Here is a 17,147-nt window from a genome sequence, read left to right as displayed (position 1 = left end):
GGGTCGGGGGTGACGGCGCCTGTTGCCGGTCAGGCGGTGGTTCGTGGGTGACGGCGCCTGTGTCGGTCAGGCGGTGGCGGGGGTGCGGCGGCGGCGCTTGGCGGCGTCGCCGCGCTCCAGCCACCACTCGGCGAACAGCAGCGGCAGCACCCAGCCCAGCCAGGCGCTCAGCGCGCCCACCGTGCCGGCCAGCAGCTCCTGGTCGCCGTGGAAAGTGGTGTCGAGCTGCGGTGACAGCGAGATGACGAACACCGCGCCCCACAGGCGGTTGGTGATGATCGACATCGTCAGGGCGAAGCTGCGGATCATCCACCTGCGGTGATCGACGAACCTGCGCTGCCTGGCCATCCGCCAGCCGGCCAGGGTGCAGCCCAGCCACACCAGGGCCAGCACCACCCCGCTGGCCCTGGTCACCGGGCCGAAGGGCGTGGCGAGGCTGACCACCAGACCCAGCACGCCGCCGGGCAGGCAGCCACCGAAGACGTACACACGGCCGATCATGCGGTGGGCGCGCGGGTGGCGGGCCCGGAACCACGGCCAGACCTGCAGACAGCACGAGATCATCGCGATCGAACCGAAGATCACGTGCAGGGAGAGCACCACGAAGTGCGGCGGGAAGAAGTCGGGGGCGGGCACCCGCGACCGGCTCGGGTCCAGCGACAGGTAGGGCGGCAGCGAGAAGGCGACGAACGAGATCGCCACCACCCCGAGCGGAACCACCCACGGACGGCGCCACCAGCGCGGCCCGGACGTCGTGGGTGCGGGAGTGTCGGTGAGAGTCATGCGCACAGGCTCGTGCGCGGCGCTGACCGCGGGCGCACCGCCCACTGACGGCACCTTGACCCTGCCTTGCCGCGACGGCGTGCCGCAGAGGTCACCCGATGGTCGGACCGAGGGGTGGGGCCAATAAAGTTGAAGCACGGGTAACGGCTTGACCTGCTGGGGGTCGGCGGAGACGCGAAGGGTCGGCTAATTCATGACGGTTACGGATCGGGGCGAAGCCATGCCCGAAAATCGCGGCGGAATCGGCCGGCGCGAGATGCTCGGCGTGGCGGGGGTGGCCGCGTGCGGGCTGGCGCTGGCGGGGTGCGGCGCGGGCGACGCCAAGGCGCAGCCGGTGTCGGCGATCAAGGGCAAGGTGCTCGCCAAGACGGCGGACGTGCCCGTCGGCGGCGGCACGCTCGTCGAGGAGTGGCGAATCGTGATCACGCAGCCCGCGAAGGGCGTCTACAAGGCGTTCAGCGCGGTGTGCACGCACAAGGGATGCACGGTCGGCACGCCGAAGGACAACGTCATCACGTGCGCGTGCCACGGCAGCGAGTTCGCCGCCGACAGCGGAAAGGCCACCAAGGGGCCCGCGACCGCGCCGCTGACCGTCTACCAGGTCAAGGTGGAGGGCGACGGCATCGTCGTCGTCTGAGGACGGATCGTTCTGGGTAATTGTGCGTGGTTTTCGGGATTGGGCTCGTGCAGGCTGAACCGGTGCCGGGGTGCCGGCCGTACCTGCAAGTGAGACCGAGACCTGGGAGGACGCACCATGACAGAAACGACGCGCCGGACGGTCATGCTCGGTGCCGGAGGCGCCGGGCTCGCGGCGGTTCTGACGGCGTGCGCGAGCTACGGTTCGCCGACGGCGGCGGCGAACGAGGCGCCGGCCACGGAGGAGCCGTCGTCCGCCGAGCCCAAGAAGAAGGCGAAGAAGAAGCCCAAGGCGCTGGCCGACACCGGCGACATCCAGGTCGGCGGCGGCACGGTCTTCAAGGACCAGAAGGTCGTGGTGACGCAGCCGACCGAAGGGGAGTTCAAGGCGTTCACGGCGGTCTGCACCCATGCGGGCTGCACGGTCGCCAGCGTCTCGAACGGGACCATCAACTGCCCCTGCCACGGCAGCAAGTTCAAGATCGAGGACGGTTCCGTGGCCGACGGCCCCGCCGGCGCGCCGCTCGCCGAGAAGAAGATCTCCGTGGACGGCGACAAGATCAGACTCGCCTAATCCGTGTCTCATGAATTTCTCACCTGTCTCCGATTGGGTGGGACACATGGGAGATGACCTTCGCAGCCGACGGGCAGTGATAGCGGGAGTGGGCGCGGGCGGGCTGGCGCTGGCGATCAGCGCCTGCGGCGGGAACGCCGAGACGCCGGCGGCCACCGCCCCCGACGCGGGCGGCCAGTCGAGCGCCGCACAGCCGGGCGCCACGCAGCCGGGCACCACACAGTCAGGCGCCCCGCAGGCCGGCGGCGCGCTGGCCAAGACCGCCGACATCCCCGTCGGCGGTGGCACGGTCTTCAAGGACCAGAAGATCGTGGTGACGCAGCCGGCGGCGGGCGAGTTCAAGGCGTTCAGCGCGATCTGCACGCACAAGGGCTGCCCCGTGGGCAGCGTCGCGGACGGCGCGATCGTGTGCCCGTGCCATGGCAGCAAGTTCAACATCGCCGACGGCTCGGTCACCGACGGGCCGGCCGACAAGCCGCTGGCCGCGCAGCAGATCAAGGTCGAGGGCGACCAGATCACCCTGGCCTGATCAGAGGAGTCTGGTCAGAGGAGAAGGTGAGCCCTGTCGAGCCGTCCGAAGGCTCGGCGGGTCACCTTGTCGGTGGCGCCTACTAGTCTTTGACCGTGGCGAGAGCAGCGGGCAGCCCCTTGAGTTTCCGGCCCAGACCAGGTTCGATCCCCGAGTCGCCGGGGGTCTACCGGTTCAGGGACGCGCACGGCCGGGTGATCTACGTCGGCAAGGCCAAGAGCCTGCGGCAGCGGCTCAACTCCTACTTCACCGACTTCTCCGCGCTGCATCCGCGCACCCAGTCGATGCTCACCACGGCCGCCGACGTCGACTGGACCGTCGTCGGCACCGAGGTCGAGGCGCTGCAGCTCGAATACTCCTGGATCAAGGAGTTCGACCCGCGCTTCAACGTCAAGTACCGCGACGACAAGTCCTACCCCTACCTCGCCGTCACGCTGGGGGAGGACTTCCCGCGCGTCCAGGTCATGCGGGGGGCCAAGCGCAAGGGCACGCGGTATTTCGGCCCCTACTCGCACGCCTGGGCCATCCGCGAGACCGTCGACCTGCTGCTGCGCGTCTTCCCGGTGCGCACGTGCAGCGCGGGGGTGTTCAAGCGGGCCGGGCAGATCGGGCGTCCCTGCCTGCTGGGCTACATCGACAAGTGCTCTGCGCCGTGCGTGGGGCGGGTGACCCCGCAGGAGCACCGCGAGCTGGCCGAAGACTTCTGCGACTTCATGGCGGGCAACACCACCCGCTTCATCAGGCGCCTTGAGAAGGACATGCGCGAGGCCGCCGGCGAGCAGGAGTACGAGCGGGCGGCCCGGCTGCGTGACGACATCCAGGCGTTGCAGCGCGCGCTGGAGAAGCAGGCCGTGGTGCTCGGCGAGGCCACCGACGCCGACGTCATCGCGCTGGCCGAGGATCCGCTGGAGGCCGCCGTCCAGGTGTTCTACGTGCGCGGGGGCCGCATTCGCGGGCAGCGGGGCTGGGTGGTCGACAAGGTCGAGGAGTCCTCGCCCGGCGAGCTGGTCGAGCAGTTCCTGCTGCAGATGTACGGCGAGGCCGGCCCCGAGTCGATGCCGCGCGAGGTGCTCGTGCCCGCGCTGCCGCCCGACGCCGAGGCGGTCGCCGAGCTGCTGACCGAGCAGCGCCGGGCCCGGGTCGAGGTGCGCGTCCCGCAGCGCGGCGACAAGAAGGCGCTGATGGAGACCGTCGAGCGCAACGCCAAGGAGTCGCTGGCCCAGCACAAGATCCGCCGGGCGGGCGACCTGACCACGCGCAGCAAGGCGCTGCAGGAGATCGCCGACGCGCTCGACCTCGAACAGGCGCCGCTGCGCGTCGAGTGCTACGACGTCTCCCATCTCCAGGGCGAGAACGTCGTGGCGTCCATGGTGGTCTTCGAGGACGGCCTGGCGCGCAAGAGCGAGTACCGGCGCTTCGCGGTCAGGACCAAGGAGGGCGACGTCGCCTCGATCTACGAGGTGATCATGCGGCGGTTCCGGCGTTACCTGGAGGAGCGTTCGGCCACCGGCGAGCTGGCCGCGGAGGACGACGACGGCCACGGTCCCATCGACCCCGAGACGGGCAGACCGCGCAAGTTCGCCTATCCGCCCAACCTGGTCGTCGTCGACGGCGCCGGCCCCCAGGCGGCCGCCGCGCAGCGGGCGCTCGACGAGCTCGGCATCGACGACGTCGCGGTGTGCGGCCTGGCCAAGCGGCTGGAGGAGGTGTGGCTGCCCGGCGACGACCAGCCAGTGATCATGCCTCGTTCAAGTGAGGGTCTCTACCTGCTGCAACGCGTGCGCGACGAAGCACACAGGTTCGCCATCACCTACCATCGTTCCAAGAGGTCCAAGTCGGTGAAGGAGAGCGCGCTCGACGGCGTGCCCGGCCTCGGGCCGGCGCGCAGGCAGGCGTTGCTCAAGCACTTCGGCTCCGTCAAGAAGCTACGCGAGGCCAGCGCGGCCGAGATCTGCGAGGTTCCCGGCATCGGGCCGGCCCTCGCGGAGGTCATCGTGTCGACGCTGAAGGGAGATACATCGTGAACACCCGCGAGGGAGCGCAGGGTGTCGGCGAACGGAGTGAGGCCATGAGCACCGAGCCGGCGTTCGTCATCGTCACCGGCATGTCCGGGGCGGGGCGCAGCACGGCCGCCAAGGCGCTGGAAGACCTGGGCTGGTTCGTCATCGACAACCTGCCGCCGGGGCTGCTGTTCGCGATGGCGGAGGAGGCGGGCAAGGTCAAGCTGGCCGCCGACAAGGTGGCCGCGGTCGTCGACGTGCGCAGCCTGGCCTTCACCACCGACCTCAACGCGGCCATCGAGGAACTGGAGGGCCGCGGCGTACGCGTGCGGGTCGTCTTCCTCGAGGCCAGCGACGAGGAGCTGGTGCGCAGGTTCGAGAACGTCCGCAGGCCCCATCCGCTGCAGGGCGAGGGCCGTCTGGTCGACGGCATCACCCGCGAGCGCGGCATCCTGCGCGAGGTGCGGGCCAACGCCGACCTGGTGATCGACACCTCGTCCCACAACGTGCACGACCTGCGCAACAAGATCGTCGCCTACTTCGGCGGGGAGGACCGTCCGGGGCTGCGGCTCAACGTCGTCTCCTTCGGGTTCAAGTACGGGCTGCCGGTCGACGCCGACCTCGTCGTCGACTGCCGGTTCCTGCCCAACCCGCACTGGGTGCCCGAGCTGCGGCCGATGAACGGCCTTGACGCGCCGGTCAGCGACTACGTGCTCGGCCAGCCGGGCGCCAAGGAGTTCCTCGACGCCTACGAGGAGGTCCTGCAGGTCGTGGCCACCGGCTACGCCCGCGAGGGCAAGAGCTACGCGACCCTGGCCGTGGGCTGCACGGGCGGCAAGCACCGCAGCGTGGCCATGGCCGAGCAGGTCGCCGCGCGTCTGCGTGACCGCGGCATGGAGGTCCAGGTCAGCCACCGGGATGTGGGCCGGGAGTGACCCATGAACGTATGGAGACGTCCCTGCCCCATCCGCTGAACGGCCCCCGCGTGGTGGCCCTGGGCGGCGGCCACGGGCTGTACGCCTCGCTGTCGGCCTTACGGGTCGTGACCGACCGCCTGACCGCGGTGGTGACCGTGGCCGACGACGGCGGCTCCAGCGGACGGCTGCGCCGCGAGCTCGGCGTGCTGCCGCCCGGCGACCTGCGCATGGCGCTGGCCGCGCTGTGCGGCGACGACGAGTGGGGCATCACCTGGAGCGAGGTCGTCCAGCACCGGTTCCGCAGCGAGGGCGAGCTTCACGGGCACGCGGTCGGCAACCTGCTGATCGTGGCGCTGTGGGAGCTGCTCGGCGACCCGGTGGCCGGCCTCGACTGGGTCGGGCGGCTGCTCGGCGCGCATGGCAGGGTGCTGCCGATGGCCTCGGTGCCCCTCGACATCGTGGCCGAGGTCGAGCTCGACGGCGTCACCTCGACCGTGCGCGGCCAGGTCGCCTGCGCGCTCACGCCGGGCCGGGTGCAGGCCATCTCCCTGGTGCCCGAAGACCCGCCCGCGCGTCCGGAGGCGGTCGCCGCGGTGCACGAGGCCGACTGGCTGGTGTTCGGGCCGGGTTCGTGGTTCACCAGCGTGCTGCCGCACCTGAAGGTCCCCGAGCTGGCCCGCGCGCTGCACGAGAGCAGGGCCAAACGGCTCGTCACGCTCAACCTGGCCCCCCAGCCGGGCGAGACCGACGACTTCTCCCCCCAGCAGCACCTGGAAGTGCTCCGCCAGCACGCCCCCGACCTGGCCTTCGACATCGTGCTCGCCGACACCGGCGTGGTCGACGACCTCGACGCGCTCGACAAGGCCGCGGCGGCGCTCGGCGCCCGCCTCGTCCTGGCCGACGTGGCCGCGGCCGACGGCTCGCCCCGGCATGACGCACGACGTCTTGCCTCCGTCCTGGACGAGATTTTCCTCCAGAAGCGTTGATCCTGGTCGGCGTGGCGCGAAGGTGCGAGAGACTGGCGAGAGCCGGTCTGAATGGGGGAAGGACTAACGCTTATGGCGATGACAGGTGTGGTGAAGGACGAACTGAGCCGCCTGCCGGTGCTGAAACCGTGCTGCCGCAAGGCGGAGGTTTCGACGCTGCTGCGGTTCGCCAGCGGCCTGCACCTGGTGGGCGGCCGCATCGTGATCGAGGCCGAGCTCGACACCAACGCCACCGCGCGGCGGCTGATCAAGGACATCGGAGAGGTGTTCGGTCACAAGGCCGAGGTGCTGGTGCTCGCGCCGGCCGGGCTGCGCAAGGGCTCGCGCTACGTGGTGCGCGTCTACCGCGACGGTGAGGCGCTGGCCCGGCAGACGGGCCTGATCGACAACCACGGCCGTCCGGTGCGCGGCCTGCCCCGGCAGGTCGTGGCGGGCGCGGCCTGCGACGCCGAAGCGGCCTGGCGGGGCGCCTTCCTGGCGCACGGCTCGCTGACCGAGCCGGGGCGTTCGATGTCCCTGGAGGTCACCTGCCCGGGGCCGGAGGCGGCGCTGGCGCTGGTGGGCTCGGCCCGGCGGCTGAAGATCCACGCCAAGGCCCGGGAGGTGCGCGGCGTCGACCGTGTCGTGGTCCGCGACGGCGACGCGATCAGCGCGCTGCTCACCCGGCTGGGCGCGCACGACAGCGTGCTGGCCTGGGAGGAGCGCCGGATGCGCCGCGAGGTGCGCGCGACCGCCAACAGGCTGGCCAACTTCGACGACGCCAACCTGCGGCGCTCGGCGCGGGCGGCCGTCGCGGCGGGCGCGCGGGTGCAGCGGGCGCTGGAGATCCTCGGTGAGGAGGCGCCCGACCATCTGGTGGTGGCCGGGAGGCTGCGGGTGGAGCACAAGCAGGCGTCGCTGGAGGAGCTCGGGCAGATCGCCGACCCGCCGCTGACGAAGGACGCCATCGCCGGGCGCATCAGGCGGCTGCTGGCGATGGCCGACAAGCGCGCCTCCGACCTGGGCATCCCCAACACCGAGGCCAATCTCACCGTCGACATGCTGGCGCCGTAGCGGGTTCGTCGCCGTGCGGGCGCGTGCGGCGTCGTCCGGGAGACCCCCATCCCGTACGGCTCCGCACAGTGGCCTGCTCGGTGGCCTGCTCGGTGGCCGCACGCGCCGACGTCCGTGGCCGCCCGTCATGGCCGGTCGTGAGGGCTCACGGGCCGCTCGCCGTGACGGAGCGCCCTGTGGGCCACCTCCGTGGAGGTGCGCCGGCCCGGCGAGGGCCGTTCAGTCCTTGGCGGGCTTGCGCGGCGTGAACAGGTCCGCGGGCGCGGCCTGCTGGGCGGGCGACTGGGCCGGCTCGAACGGCGCCCGGTACTCCTGTCCGGGCTCGTCGGCCGCCTCGGCCGCCTGCTGGGCCAGGGCGGCCCGGTCGGCGCGGCGTACGCGGAAGACGCGCAGCGTGACCAGCAGGAGCGCGGCCACGGCGGCCACCGCGATGTACAGCCACATCTGCCACGTCTGCCCGAGCGGCTCGCGGTAGACCGCCAGGGCGTGGGGCAGTCCCTCGCCGGCGTTGGCCGCCGTGACGTCACCGAGCCGGGGGGAGGAGGACGTGCCGGACGCGGGCGTGCGCCGCGCGGCGCCGATCATGATGGACGCGCCCGAGATCTGCCCTCCGGCGACCGCCGCCGCGGCGTACAGGGCGGCCACCACCGGCAGCGCCCGGTTGCGCGGGCGGGCCGCGCCCACGGCCAGGGCGACCAGCAGCGCGATCAGGAGCGACAGCGTCACCGACAAGGCGTGGCCGTTGCCCAGCGTGGCCACGGCCTTGGGCAGCCGGTCCTGGAAGAGCACCGCGAACCCCAGTGCCGCCGCGCAGACGAGCGCGGCGACCAGCCCCGCGATCAGTCCAGGAAGCAGGCCGGACCGCTCATGTGACATCTCAGCCCCCAGAGAATGCACGAATTTACTCCGACGAGTCGGGCACTTTACTCGAAGCTCGCAAATTACGCCGCCTGAACGGGGATACGCAGGGCGGTACCTGCAGTGGTCTAAACCAATTTGGGTCCGATAGTGTTCGTGGTTGAGATTCAACCGCCATCTGTTCGAGGAGATCGGTTTCCGTGAGCATCCGCGTAGGCGTCAACGGCTTCGGCCGCATCGGTCGCAACTTCTGGCGCGCGGTCGCCGCCAGCGGCAAGGACATCGAGATCGTCGCGGTCAACGACCTGACCGACAACGCGACGCTCGCCCACCTGCTGAAGTACGACAGCATCCTGGGCCGCCTGCCGTACGAGGTGAAGGCCTCCAGCGACGAGATCACCGTCGACGGCAAGGCGATCAAGGCGTTCGCGGAGCGCGACCCGGCCAAGCTGCCGTGGGGCGACCTCGGCGTCGACGTCGTGGTCGAGTCGACCGGCCTGTTCACCGACGCCTCCAAGGCGAGGGTGCACGCCGACAACGGCGCCAAGAAGGTCATCATCTCCGCGCCGGCCAAGAACGAAGACGTCACCATCGTGATGGGCGTCAACGAGGGCTCCTACGACCCGGCCAGCCACACGATCATCTCCAACGCGTCCTGCACCACCAACTGCCTGGCCCCGATGGCCAAGGTCATCCACGACACCTTCACCATCGAGAAGGGTCTGATGACCACCATCCACGCCTACACGCAGGACCAGAACCTGCAGGACGGCCCGCACAAGGACCTGCGCCGCGCCCGCGCCGCCGCCCTCAACGTGGTGCCCACCTCCACCGGCGCCGCCAAGGCCATCGGCCTGGTGCTGCCCGAGCTCAAGGGCAAGCTCGACGGCTTCGCCATGCGCGTGCCGATCCCCACCGGCTCGGCCACCGACCTCACCGTCGACGTCAGCCGCGAGGTCACCGTCGAGGAGGTCAACGCCGCGATCAAGGCCGCCGCCGAGGGCCCGCTCAAGGGCATCCTCAGCTACACCGAGGACGAGATCGTCTCCTCCGACATCGTCACCGACCCCCACTCCTGCATCTTCGACGCCGGCCTCACCAAGGTCATCGGCAACCAGGTCAAGGTCGTCGGCTGGTACGACAACGAGTGGGGCTACTCCAACCGCCTCGCCGACCTGATCGAGCTGGTCGGCCGCGGCCTGTGAGCATGGTCGAGGCCACTGCGGGAACAGGAGCATGAGCATGCGCACGCTCGACGATCTCGACGTCAAGGGGCGGCGCGTGCTCGTGCGCGCCGACCTCAACGTCCCGCTCGACGGGGAGACGATCACCGACGACGGCCGCATCCGGGCGTCGCTGCCGACGATCCGGGCGCTGGCCGGGCGCGGCGCCAAGGTCGTCGTCTGCGCCCACCTGGGCAGGCCCAAGGGGCAGGTCAATCCCAAGTACTCGCTCAAGCCGGTGGCCGCCCGCCTGGGCGAGCTGCTCGGCCAGGACGTCGCCTTCGCCGCCGACGTGGTCGGCGACAGCGCGCGGCAGACGGTCGACGCCCTCCAGGAGGGCCAGGTCGCCCTGCTGGAGAACCTGCGCTACGAGCCCGGCGAGGAGTCCAAGGACGACGCCGCCCGCGGCGCGTTCGCCGAGAAGCTGGCCGGGCTCGCCGAGCTCTACGTCGGCGACGGGTTCGGCGCGGTGCACCGCAGGCACGCCAGCGTCTACGACGTGCCCAAGCTGCTGCCGCACGCGGCCGGCGGGCTGGTCGTGGCCGAGGTCGAGGTGCTGCGCAGGCTGACCGAGGACACCGAGCGTCCCTACGTGGTCGTCCTGGGCGGGGCAAAGGTCTCCGACAAGCTGGGCGTCATCGCCAACCTGCTGACCAAGGTCGACCGGCTGTTGATCGGCGGCGGCATGGCCTACACCTTCCTCAAGGCCCAGGGCTACGAGGTGGGCCGGTCGCTGCTCCAGGAGGACCAGCTCGACCAGGTGCGCGGCTTCCTCGACGAGGCCGGCAGGCGGGGCGTCGACCTCGTGCTGCCGGTCGACGTGCTGGCGGCCGTCACGTTCGCGGCCGACGCCGAGCACGAGGTGGTCGAGGCCACGGCGATCCCGGCCGACCGCGAGGGGCTCGACATCGGGCCGAAGACGCGCGAGCTGTTCGCGAGCAAGCTGGCCGACGCCAAGACCGTGTTCTGGAACGGGCCGATGGGCGTGTTCGAGTTCGACGCGTTCTCCGGCGGCACCAGGGCGGTGGCCGAGGCCCTGATCGGCTCCGACGCCTTCACGGTGGTCGGCGGCGGCGACTCCGCGGCGGCCGTGCGCAGGCTGGGCCTGCCCGAGGACGGCTTCTCGCACATCTCCACCGGCGGCGGGGCCAGCCTGGAATACCTTGAGGGCAAGACCCTTCCCGGACTCGCGGCTCTGGAGGACTGAGGTGGCCCAGCAGCGCAAGCCGCTCATCGCCGGCAACTGGAAGATGAACCTCAATCACCTTGAGGCCATCGCCCTGGTCCAGAAGCTGGCCTTCGCGCTCAGCGACAAGGACTTCGACAAGGCCGAGGTGGCCGTCCTGCCGCCCTTCACCGACCTTCGCAGCGTCCAGACGCTGGTCGACGGCGACAAGCTGCGCATCGTCTACGGCGCCCAGGACCTGTCCCAGTACGACGGCGGCGCCTACACCGGCGAGGTGTCGGGCGTCATGCTGGCCAAGCTCGGCTGCACGTACGTGGTCATCGGCCACTCCGAGCGGCGCCAGTACCACGGCGAGGACGACGATCTCGTCAACGCCAAGGTGCAGGCGGCCTACCGGCACTCGCTCACGCCCATCCTGTGCGTGGGCGAGGGGCTGGCCGTACGCCAAGAGGGCGGCCACATCGCGCACAGTCTCGGCCAACTCGACGGCGCCCTGCGCAAAATCAGCGCCGAGCAGGCAAAATCGATAGTGGTGGCCTACGAGCCCGTGTGGGCGATCGGCACGGGCGAGGTGGCCACCCCGGAGGACGCCCAGGAGGTCTGCGGAGCGTTGCGGGTGAGACTCGCAGAGCTCTACGACCCCGAAGTGGCCTCCGCGGTCCGTATCCTTTACGGTGGCTCGGTCAAGTCCGGCAATATCGTGGGGATCATGGCTCAACCCGATGTCGACGGCGCGCTCGTGGGCGGTGCCAGCATCGACGCAGGGGAGTTCGCCAAGATCTGCCGATTCTCCGAATTGCCTGGCTAACTGAGTCGTTCTGAGGGTGCGACTTGACAGCAGGCCGTACCCTCAAGAGGCAAGTTTGAATCGTCACGCGTAACAGAGCACTGAAGGAACAGGCATACCGTGGAAATCGGAATCTCCATCGCCCTCATCCTGGCGAGCGGTCTCATGATCCTGCTCGTCCTGCTCCACAAGGGCAAGGGTGGCGGCCTGTCTGACATGTTCGGCGGCGGTTTCTCGTCGAACTTCGGTGGTTCCTCGGTGGTGGAGCGCAACCTCGACCGGCTGACCGTCATCACGGGCACCGTCTGGTTCGTCTGCATCATCGCTCTCGGCCTGCTCATGCGGCCCTGAGACAACAACTGGTTAACGCGTGACAGTGATTCTCCCCCCGTGTCACGACGCGGGGCGATCTAGCGAGGAGTTCATCCGTGGGTAGTGGCAACGCGATCCGTGGCAGCCGAGTCGGCGCCGGCCCTATGGGGGAGGCCGAACGCGGCGAGGCAGCTCCGAGAGTGCGGGTCTCGTTCTGGTGCGCCAACATGCACGAGACGCGCCCCAGTTTCGCCAGCGACGCGGCGGTCCCCGAGATGTGGGATTGCCCACGTTGCGGCCTCCCAGCCGGACAGGACGAGGAGGCCCCGCCTGCCCCGCCCAAGAACGAGCCGTACAAGACGCACCTGGCCTACGTGAAGGAGCGCCGGAGCGACAAGGACGGCAAGGCGATCCTCGAGGAGGCACTGGAGCGCCTGCGCAACAACAAGTCCCCCTGGTAGGCGAGCCGGCGGAAGGGCCCTGGTGCTGGTCACCGGGGCCCTTCGCGCGTCATCGCCCGTGCACCGCCACGCCGTCGACGAACGTCATGCGCACCCGCGTCGTCCAGATGTCGGCCGGGGGCAGGTCGAAGGGGTCGCGGTCGAGCACCACCAGGTCGGCCGGTCGGCCGGGCGCGATCACACCCGCCGGCGAGCGGTTGATCCAGGCCGACCCCTCGGTGTACGCGCTCATCACCGTGGCCAGGTCGAGGCGCTGGCCCGGCAGGAACGGCGTCTGCGCCGTCGGGTAGCCCGCGTGCACCGATCCGCCCGGTTCGGTACGGTTCACCGCCACGTGCATGCCCTGGATCGGATCGGGCTCGGAGACCGGCCAGTCGCTGCCCGCGCAGAACCGGGTGCCGTGCGCCTGCAGATCCCTGAACGGGTACTGCCACGACGAGCGCGGCTCGCCCAGGAACGGCAGCGTCAGCTCGTCCATCTGGGCGTGGTGGGTGGCCCACAGGGGTTGCAGGTTGGCCGTCACGCCCAGCGCGGCGAAGCGTGGCACGTCCGAGGGCTCGATGATCTGCAGGTGGGCGATGTGGTGGCGGTTGGCCGGGTCGGTGCCCTGGAAGCTGTCCAGGGCCTCGCGCACGGCGCGTTCGCCGATGGCGTGGAAGTGCACCTGGAAGCCGAGCCGGTCCAGCTCGGCGACGTACTGCTTGAGCTTGCCCGGGTCGACGTACGACAGGCCCGTGCCGCCGCACCGGCAGTACGGCTCCAGCGTCGCGGCGGTGAAGTTCTCCGTGATGCCGTCCTGCATGATCTTGATCGAGGTGGCGGCGAACCGGTCCAGCCCCTCGGCGGCGGCCCGCCGGCGCACCAGGTCCTCGATCTGGTCCTCGCCGCGCGTCCTGTCCCACCACAGCGCGCCCACCACGCGGGCGCGCAGCCGTCCCGCGCGGGCGGCGTCGAGGTAGGTGGGAAGCTGGTCGTCCGAGCCGGCGTACGAGCCGACGATGGCGTCCTGCCAGCCGGTGATGCCCAGCGAGAACAGGTGCTGCTCGGCCTCGGTGAGCGCCCGCGCCTGGTCCTCGGCGGTGGGGCGCGGGGTGAGCAGGCCGACGAGGTCCATCGCGCCCTCGTGCAGCACGCCGGACGGGGTGCCGTCGGCGTCGCGCTCGATGCGGCCGTCGGCGGGGTCGGGGGTGTCCCGGGTGATGCCGGCCAGGTCGAGGGCGCGGGAGTTGACCCAGGCGGCATGGTGGTCACGCTGGATCAGGTAGGCCGGCCGGCCGAGGAAGTCGAGCTGGGAGCGGTGGGGGAGACCGTTGGGGAAGGCTGACATGTCCCAGCCGCCGCCGTCGATCCACTCTTTTTCAGGATTTTTCGTGGCGTAGTCGGAAATCTTGGAAATGTAGGCGTCTAGGCCGAAGATCTCTGACAAGTCGCACTTTGCTCGTTCGAGTCCGGCCTGTACCGGGTGGATGTGCGCGTCGGTGAAGCCCGGCGTCAGCAGGCCGCCGTCCAGGTCGACCGTGTCGTGGCCGGGGGCGTCGCGGGACAGCTCGCCCTCCGGGCCGATGGCGGCGATCACCCCGTCCCGCACCAGTACGGCGTCGCGCCGCACGGCGCCGCCGATGAAGGCGGCTCCACCGCGGAAGAGGATGTTCATGGGGGTTCTCCCTTTCTCAGGACGGCGTCAGTGGCCGGTGATCAGATCGGCGAAACGGGCCAGGGCCGAGGTCCTGGGCATGGAACGCTCACGGTGGTCGGCCACCCGGTACAGGCGGTACATCGCGTGCACACCCATCCAGCGCAGCGGTTCGGGCTCCCAGGAGCGCACCTTGCGCCCCACCCAGGGCAGCGACGTCAGCCGCGTCTCCTCCCCGAGTATCAGATCACGCAGCGTGCGCCCGGCCAGGTTCGTCGTGGTCACGCCGTGTCCGGTGTACCCGCCGGCCCAGCCCAGGCCGGTCGCGGGGTCCACGTGCACGGTCGAGCACCAGTCGCGCGGCACCCCCAGCACACCCGACCAGGCGTGCGCGACCGAGGAGGAGCGGGCCTGGGGGAAGAAGTCGACCAGGAGCCGCCACAGGGCCTCGACCGTCCACTCGTGGGTGCGGCCGCGGGCGTCGATGCGGGAGCCGTACAGGTAGGGACGGCCCCTGCCGCCGAAGGCGATGCGGTCGTCGGCGGTGCGCTGGGCGTACATGTAGTAGTGCGCGAGGTCGCCGAGCAGCTCGGCGCCCCGCCAGCCGACCTCGTCCCAGAAGGAGGCGGGGAGGGGCTCGGTGACGATCATGGAGCTGTTCATGGGCAGCCACTGGCGGCGCAGGCCGTTCAGGCGGGCGGTGAAGCCCTCGGTGGCGCGGATGACGTACGTCGCCCTGACCGTCCCGTACGGGGTCACCGCCCTCCCCGGGGCGATCTCGGTGACCGGGGTGCGCTCGTAGACGGGGACGCCGAGGTCGCGTACGGCCCTGGCCAGCCCCTGGGCCAGCTTGGCGGGCTGGATGCGGGCACAGTGGGGGCTCCAGGAAGCCGCCAGGGCCCCCGACACCCGTACGTGCTCCGACGGGTCGGCCAGGCGCAGGTCGGCCTCCTCGATGCCCCAGGCGCGGGCCGAGGCCACCGAGTCGCGCAGCCGGTCGGCCTGGGCGGGGGTGCGGGCCACGTTGACCACGCCGCCCTTGACGATGTCGCAGTCGATCGACTCGTTCCGGCAGACCGCGATGACCTCGTCGATGGAGGCGTACATCTCGCGCTGGAGGCGGCGGGCGTCCGAGCCGTACCGTTCGTGGGAGCCGGCCAGGTCGCCGGTCAGCCAGCCGCCGTTGCGCCCCGAGGCGCCGAACCCGGCGAACTCCTGCTCCAGCAGCACCACCCGGAGCGAGGGGCGGGCCTTCTTGAGGTAGTACGCGGTCCACAGCCCGGTGTAGCCCGCCCCGACGATCGCCACGTCGGCGTCCAGGTCGCCGTCGAGCCGCGGACCGGGCTCCGGCACCCCGGACGAGCGGTACCAGAAGGAGACGTCACCGTTGACGAATCCGGACGACAAGGGAACTCGCGCATTCATGGCCCCATATCCTGCTATATCGGGATTAGGTGGCGCATCTCACGACGAAATTCGTCATGAAACCCGTCGTTAGCGGGCATGTAACACATGCCGGGCATGCTCTCCCATATGGGATTCTTGCGCATCCGGACCACGGTGGACGAGCGACCCGGACGGCTGGCCTCGCTGGCCTCGGCCCTGGCCGCCAGGGGCGGCAACATCCTCGGCCTGAGCGTCCAGTCCGACGCCGACGGCACGGTCGACGAGTTCGTCGCCGACATCCCGGCCGGTCCCGAGGCCGTGCGCGAGGCGCTGGAGGCCGCCGGCGGCCGGTGCGTCCAGGTGGTGCCGGCCACCGCCCACGAGCTCACCGACGAGCCGACCAGGGCGCTGCTGCTGGCCTCCCGGCTGCGTTCCACGCCCTGGCGGCTCCCCGAGCTGCTGGCCGAGCTGCTGCGCGCGGACGACGCCCGCTGGGTCTACGGTGAACCGGTGAACGATCTGCCCGACCCGACCCTGCTCGTCGTGCCCGTGGCCCAGCGGCGCGCGGTACGGCTGCGCCGCGCCGGGCTGCCGTTCACGCTGACCGAGGCCGCGCGGGCGGCCTCCTTCGCCCGCCTCGCCCAGCCCGCGCCCGGCCGGACCCCCGCCGAACGCGCGGTGAAACTGGCCGACGGCGCCGAGGTCACCGTGCGCCCGCTCACCTCGATCTACCGCGAGGCCGTGCGCGACCTGCACGACAGGTGCTCGCCCGAGGCCCGCAGGTTCCGCTACTTCACCTCGATGCCCGCGCTGCCGCCGCGCACGTTCGACCGGCTCTGCGACCGCGGCAAGGGCTTCTCGCTGGTCGCCGGGCACGACGGCCAGGTCGTGGCCATGGCGAACCTCATGTTCACCCCCGACCCCGGCATCGCCGAGATGGCCTTCCTGGTGGAGGACCGCTGGCAGGGGCGCGGCCTGGGCACGGTGCTGGCCGGGATGCTGGTGCGGCAGGCTCGTGACCTGGGGTACGCCGAGGTCAGAGCCACCCTGCTGGCCGACAACGCGCGTATGCGCGGCCTGCTGACCACCCTGGGCGCCGCGCTCGGCCAGACCGAGGATCCGGGGGTCGTGGAGGCGCGGCTGCCGGTCGGCGTGCGGGCCTCAGCCTAGGCCCTCCTCGCGGGGCTCGTCCTTCTCGGCGGGTCCGGCGGCTGGTCCGATGCCGAGGTGGCGTTCGATGCGTTCCAGGCTCTCCTCGATGCGGGTGAGCCGTTCGCTGAGCACCGAGCCGCCGCCGAAGTACACCTCCGTCGGGCGTTCCCTGGTGCCGCGGCCCACGCGGTCGAGCAGGCGCTGGCGTACGTCGGCCAGGTCGGCGCCGGCCTCCACCAGCGCCTGGACTGCCAGCCCCTCGCCCTCCCTGATCAGCCCGAGCAGGATGTGCTCGGTGCCGATGTAGTTGTGGCGCAGTTGCAGGGCCTCGCGCAGGGACAGCTCCAGCACCTTCTTGGCGCGCGGGGTGAAGGGGATGTGCCCGCTCGGCGAGCTGGCGCCGCGGCCCACCTCGCGCTCCACGAAGGTCCGTACGCCCTCCAGCTCCACACCGCAGCCGTCGAGCACCAGCGCGGCCAGCCCCTCGCCCTCGCGGATGAGGCCCAGCAGGATGTGCTCGGTGCCGATGTAGTTGTGGCTCAGCTGCCGCGCCTCCTCCTGGGCGAGGACGACGACCCTGCGCGCGCGGTCGGTGAAGCGCTCGAACACCGGGGGCCTCCGTTCGACTGGGGCTGCCTCCACTATGCGCTACAAACCGCGGCGTGTGGGGT

17 protein-coding genes and 1 pseudogene are annotated in these 17,147 nt (G+C 70.9%); 13 read left to right on the top strand and 5 right to left on the bottom strand.

Going from position 1 to position 17,147, the window contains the following annotated elements; all coding sequences use genetic code 11:
* Positions 1 to 66: 66 nt before the first annotated feature.
* Positions 67 to 783, bottom strand: a complete 717-nt coding sequence (locus ACWCSU_RS44935) for a DUF2306 domain-containing protein (RefSeq protein ID WP_449942539.1) — start codon at positions 781 to 783, stop codon at positions 67 to 69.
* A 220-nt stretch (positions 784 to 1,003) separates the two neighbouring features.
* On the opposite strand from ACWCSU_RS44935, the gene ACWCSU_RS44930 reads away from it, so the two are divergent.
* The 7 genes from ACWCSU_RS44930 to whiA all read left to right on the top strand — a co-directional run bounded on the left by ACWCSU_RS44930 (position 1,004) and on the right by whiA (position 7,478).
* Positions 1,004 to 1,420 (top strand): Rieske (2Fe-2S) protein, encoded by a 417-nt coding sequence (locus tag ACWCSU_RS44930; RefSeq protein ID WP_364098487.1) that lies wholly within the window; start codon positions 1,004 to 1,006, stop codon positions 1,418 to 1,420.
* Positions 1,421 to 1,537: 117 nt separating this feature from the next.
* Positions 1,538 to 1,993, top strand: a complete 456-nt coding sequence (locus ACWCSU_RS44925) for a Rieske (2Fe-2S) protein (RefSeq protein WP_364098484.1) — start codon at positions 1,538 to 1,540, stop codon at positions 1,991 to 1,993.
* 46 nt (positions 1,994 to 2,039) lie between these two features.
* Positions 2,040 to 2,522, top strand: a complete 483-nt coding sequence (locus ACWCSU_RS44920) for a Rieske 2Fe-2S domain-containing protein (protein WP_449942538.1) — start codon at positions 2,040 to 2,042, stop codon at positions 2,520 to 2,522.
* Between the two features lie 95 nt (positions 2,523 to 2,617).
* Complete coding sequence (uvrC, locus tag ACWCSU_RS44915) at positions 2,618 to 4,546, top strand: excinuclease ABC subunit UvrC (RefSeq protein ID WP_449942537.1); 1,929 nt, start codon at positions 2,618 to 2,620, stop codon at positions 4,544 to 4,546.
* A 44-nt stretch (positions 4,547 to 4,590) separates the two neighbouring features.
* A complete protein-coding gene (gene rapZ / locus ACWCSU_RS44910; RefSeq protein WP_357705735.1) occupies positions 4,591 to 5,457 on the top strand; it encodes an RNase adapter RapZ in 867 nt (288 codons plus the stop codon).
* 11 nt (positions 5,458 to 5,468) lie between these two features.
* Entirely contained in the window at positions 5,469 to 6,425 is a 957-nt protein-coding gene (locus ACWCSU_RS44905) for a gluconeogenesis factor YvcK family protein (RefSeq protein WP_449942549.1), read from the top strand.
* Between the two features lie 72 nt (positions 6,426 to 6,497).
* Complete coding sequence (gene whiA, locus ACWCSU_RS44900; RefSeq protein WP_138714326.1) at positions 6,498 to 7,478, top strand: DNA-binding protein WhiA; 981 nt, start codon at positions 6,498 to 6,500, stop codon at positions 7,476 to 7,478.
* A 219-nt stretch (positions 7,479 to 7,697) separates the two neighbouring features.
* On the opposite strand, the gene ACWCSU_RS44895 is transcribed toward whiA, so the two are convergent.
* Positions 7,698 to 8,354 carry a hypothetical protein gene (locus ACWCSU_RS44895; RefSeq protein ID WP_364098478.1) on the bottom strand — a complete coding sequence of 219 codons (657 nt, stop codon included), beginning with the start codon at positions 8,352 to 8,354 and terminating at the stop codon, positions 7,698 to 7,700.
* Positions 8,355 to 8,536: 182 nt separating this feature from the next.
* Here ACWCSU_RS44895 and gap point away from each other — a divergent pair, with 182 nt between their 5' ends.
* The 5 genes from gap (at position 8,537) to ACWCSU_RS44870 (ending at position 12,305) form a co-directional block, all read left to right on the top strand.
* Positions 8,537 to 9,541, top strand: a complete 1,005-nt coding sequence (gap, locus tag ACWCSU_RS44890; protein ID WP_357705737.1) for a type I glyceraldehyde-3-phosphate dehydrogenase — start codon at positions 8,537 to 8,539, stop codon at positions 9,539 to 9,541.
* Positions 9,542 to 9,578: 37 nt separating this feature from the next.
* The gene (locus ACWCSU_RS44885; protein ID WP_449942536.1) at positions 9,579 to 10,766 is read left to right on the top strand and encodes a phosphoglycerate kinase; all 1,188 of its coding nucleotides are present in this window, start codon (positions 9,579 to 9,581) and stop codon (positions 10,764 to 10,766) included.
* 1 nt (position 10,767) lies between these two features.
* Positions 10,768 to 11,553 carry a triose-phosphate isomerase gene (tpiA, locus tag ACWCSU_RS44880; RefSeq protein WP_357705739.1) on the top strand — a complete coding sequence of 262 codons (786 nt, stop codon included), beginning with the start codon at positions 10,768 to 10,770 and terminating at the stop codon, positions 11,551 to 11,553.
* Between the two features lie 99 nt (positions 11,554 to 11,652).
* On the top strand, positions 11,653 to 11,883 hold the full coding sequence (gene secG / locus ACWCSU_RS44875; RefSeq protein ID WP_090942947.1) for a preprotein translocase subunit SecG: 231 nt from the start codon (positions 11,653 to 11,655) through the stop codon (positions 11,881 to 11,883).
* Between the two features lie 77 nt (positions 11,884 to 11,960).
* On the top strand, positions 11,961 to 12,305 hold the full coding sequence (locus ACWCSU_RS44870; RefSeq protein WP_082310244.1) for an RNA polymerase-binding protein RbpA: 345 nt from the start codon (positions 11,961 to 11,963) through the stop codon (positions 12,303 to 12,305).
* A 49-nt stretch (positions 12,306 to 12,354) separates the two neighbouring features.
* Here the strand turns inward: ACWCSU_RS44870 and ACWCSU_RS44865 are convergent, their stop codons facing one another.
* Both ACWCSU_RS44865 and ACWCSU_RS44860 read right to left on the bottom strand, forming a co-directional pair.
* Positions 12,355 to 13,959: an amidohydrolase gene (locus ACWCSU_RS44865; protein ID WP_449942535.1), complete on the bottom strand. Its 1,605-nt coding sequence runs from the start codon at positions 13,957 to 13,959 to the stop codon at positions 12,355 to 12,357.
* Between the two features lie 27 nt (positions 13,960 to 13,986).
* Positions 13,987 to 15,363: an NAD(P)/FAD-dependent oxidoreductase gene (locus tag ACWCSU_RS44860; protein WP_364098467.1), complete on the bottom strand. Its 1,377-nt coding sequence runs from the start codon at positions 15,361 to 15,363 to the stop codon at positions 13,987 to 13,989.
* Positions 15,364 to 15,471: 108 nt separating this feature from the next.
* Between ACWCSU_RS44860 and ACWCSU_RS44855 the strand changes: the two genes are divergently transcribed.
* Entirely contained in the window at positions 15,472 to 16,494 is a 1,023-nt protein-coding gene (locus tag ACWCSU_RS44855; protein WP_357705743.1) for a GNAT family N-acetyltransferase, read from the top strand.
* 174 nt (positions 16,495 to 16,668) lie between these two features.
* On the opposite strand, the pseudogene ACWCSU_RS44850 reads toward ACWCSU_RS44855, so the two are convergent.
* Positions 16,669 to 17,085 (bottom strand): annotated as a pseudogene (locus tag ACWCSU_RS44850) (Clp protease N-terminal domain-containing protein); the annotation flags it as partial.
* Positions 17,086 to 17,147: the final 62 nt, after the last annotated feature.

Source organism: Nonomuraea sp. NPDC001699, from assembly GCF_053596455.1.
The sequence above is the reverse complement of the archived record's forward strand: the minus strand, read 5'-3'. Positions and strand labels throughout refer to the sequence as shown.

Coding starts and splice junctions, on each gene's coding strand:
- ACWCSU_RS44935 (WP_449942539.1), bottom strand. CDS start 783: ATGACTCTCACCGACACTCCCGCACCCACGACGTCCGGGCCGCGCTGG.
- ACWCSU_RS44930 (WP_364098487.1), top strand. CDS start 1,004: ATGCCCGAAAATCGCGGCGGAATCGGCCGGCGCGAGATGCTCGGCGTG.
- ACWCSU_RS44925 (WP_364098484.1), top strand. CDS start 1,538: ATGACAGAAACGACGCGCCGGACGGTCATGCTCGGTGCCGGAGGCGCC.
- ACWCSU_RS44920 (WP_449942538.1), top strand. CDS start 2,040: ATGGGAGATGACCTTCGCAGCCGACGGGCAGTGATAGCGGGAGTGGGC.
- rapZ (WP_357705735.1), top strand. CDS start 4,591: ATGAGCACCGAGCCGGCGTTCGTCATCGTCACCGGCATGTCCGGGGCG.
- ACWCSU_RS44905 (WP_449942549.1), top strand. CDS start 5,469: ATGGAGACGTCCCTGCCCCATCCGCTGAACGGCCCCCGCGTGGTGGCC.
- whiA (WP_138714326.1), top strand. CDS start 6,498: ATGGCGATGACAGGTGTGGTGAAGGACGAACTGAGCCGCCTGCCGGTG.
- ACWCSU_RS44895 (WP_364098478.1), bottom strand. CDS start 8,354: ATGTCACATGAGCGGTCCGGCCTGCTTCCTGGACTGATCGCGGGGCTG.
- ACWCSU_RS44885 (WP_449942536.1), top strand. CDS start 9,579: ATGCGCACGCTCGACGATCTCGACGTCAAGGGGCGGCGCGTGCTCGTG.
- ACWCSU_RS44865 (WP_449942535.1), bottom strand. CDS start 13,959: ATGAACATCCTCTTCCGCGGTGGAGCCGCCTTCATCGGCGGCGCCGTG.
- ACWCSU_RS44860 (WP_364098467.1), bottom strand. CDS start 15,363: ATGAATGCGCGAGTTCCCTTGTCGTCCGGATTCGTCAACGGTGACGTC.
- ACWCSU_RS44855 (WP_357705743.1), top strand. CDS start 15,472: ATGGGATTCTTGCGCATCCGGACCACGGTGGACGAGCGACCCGGACGG.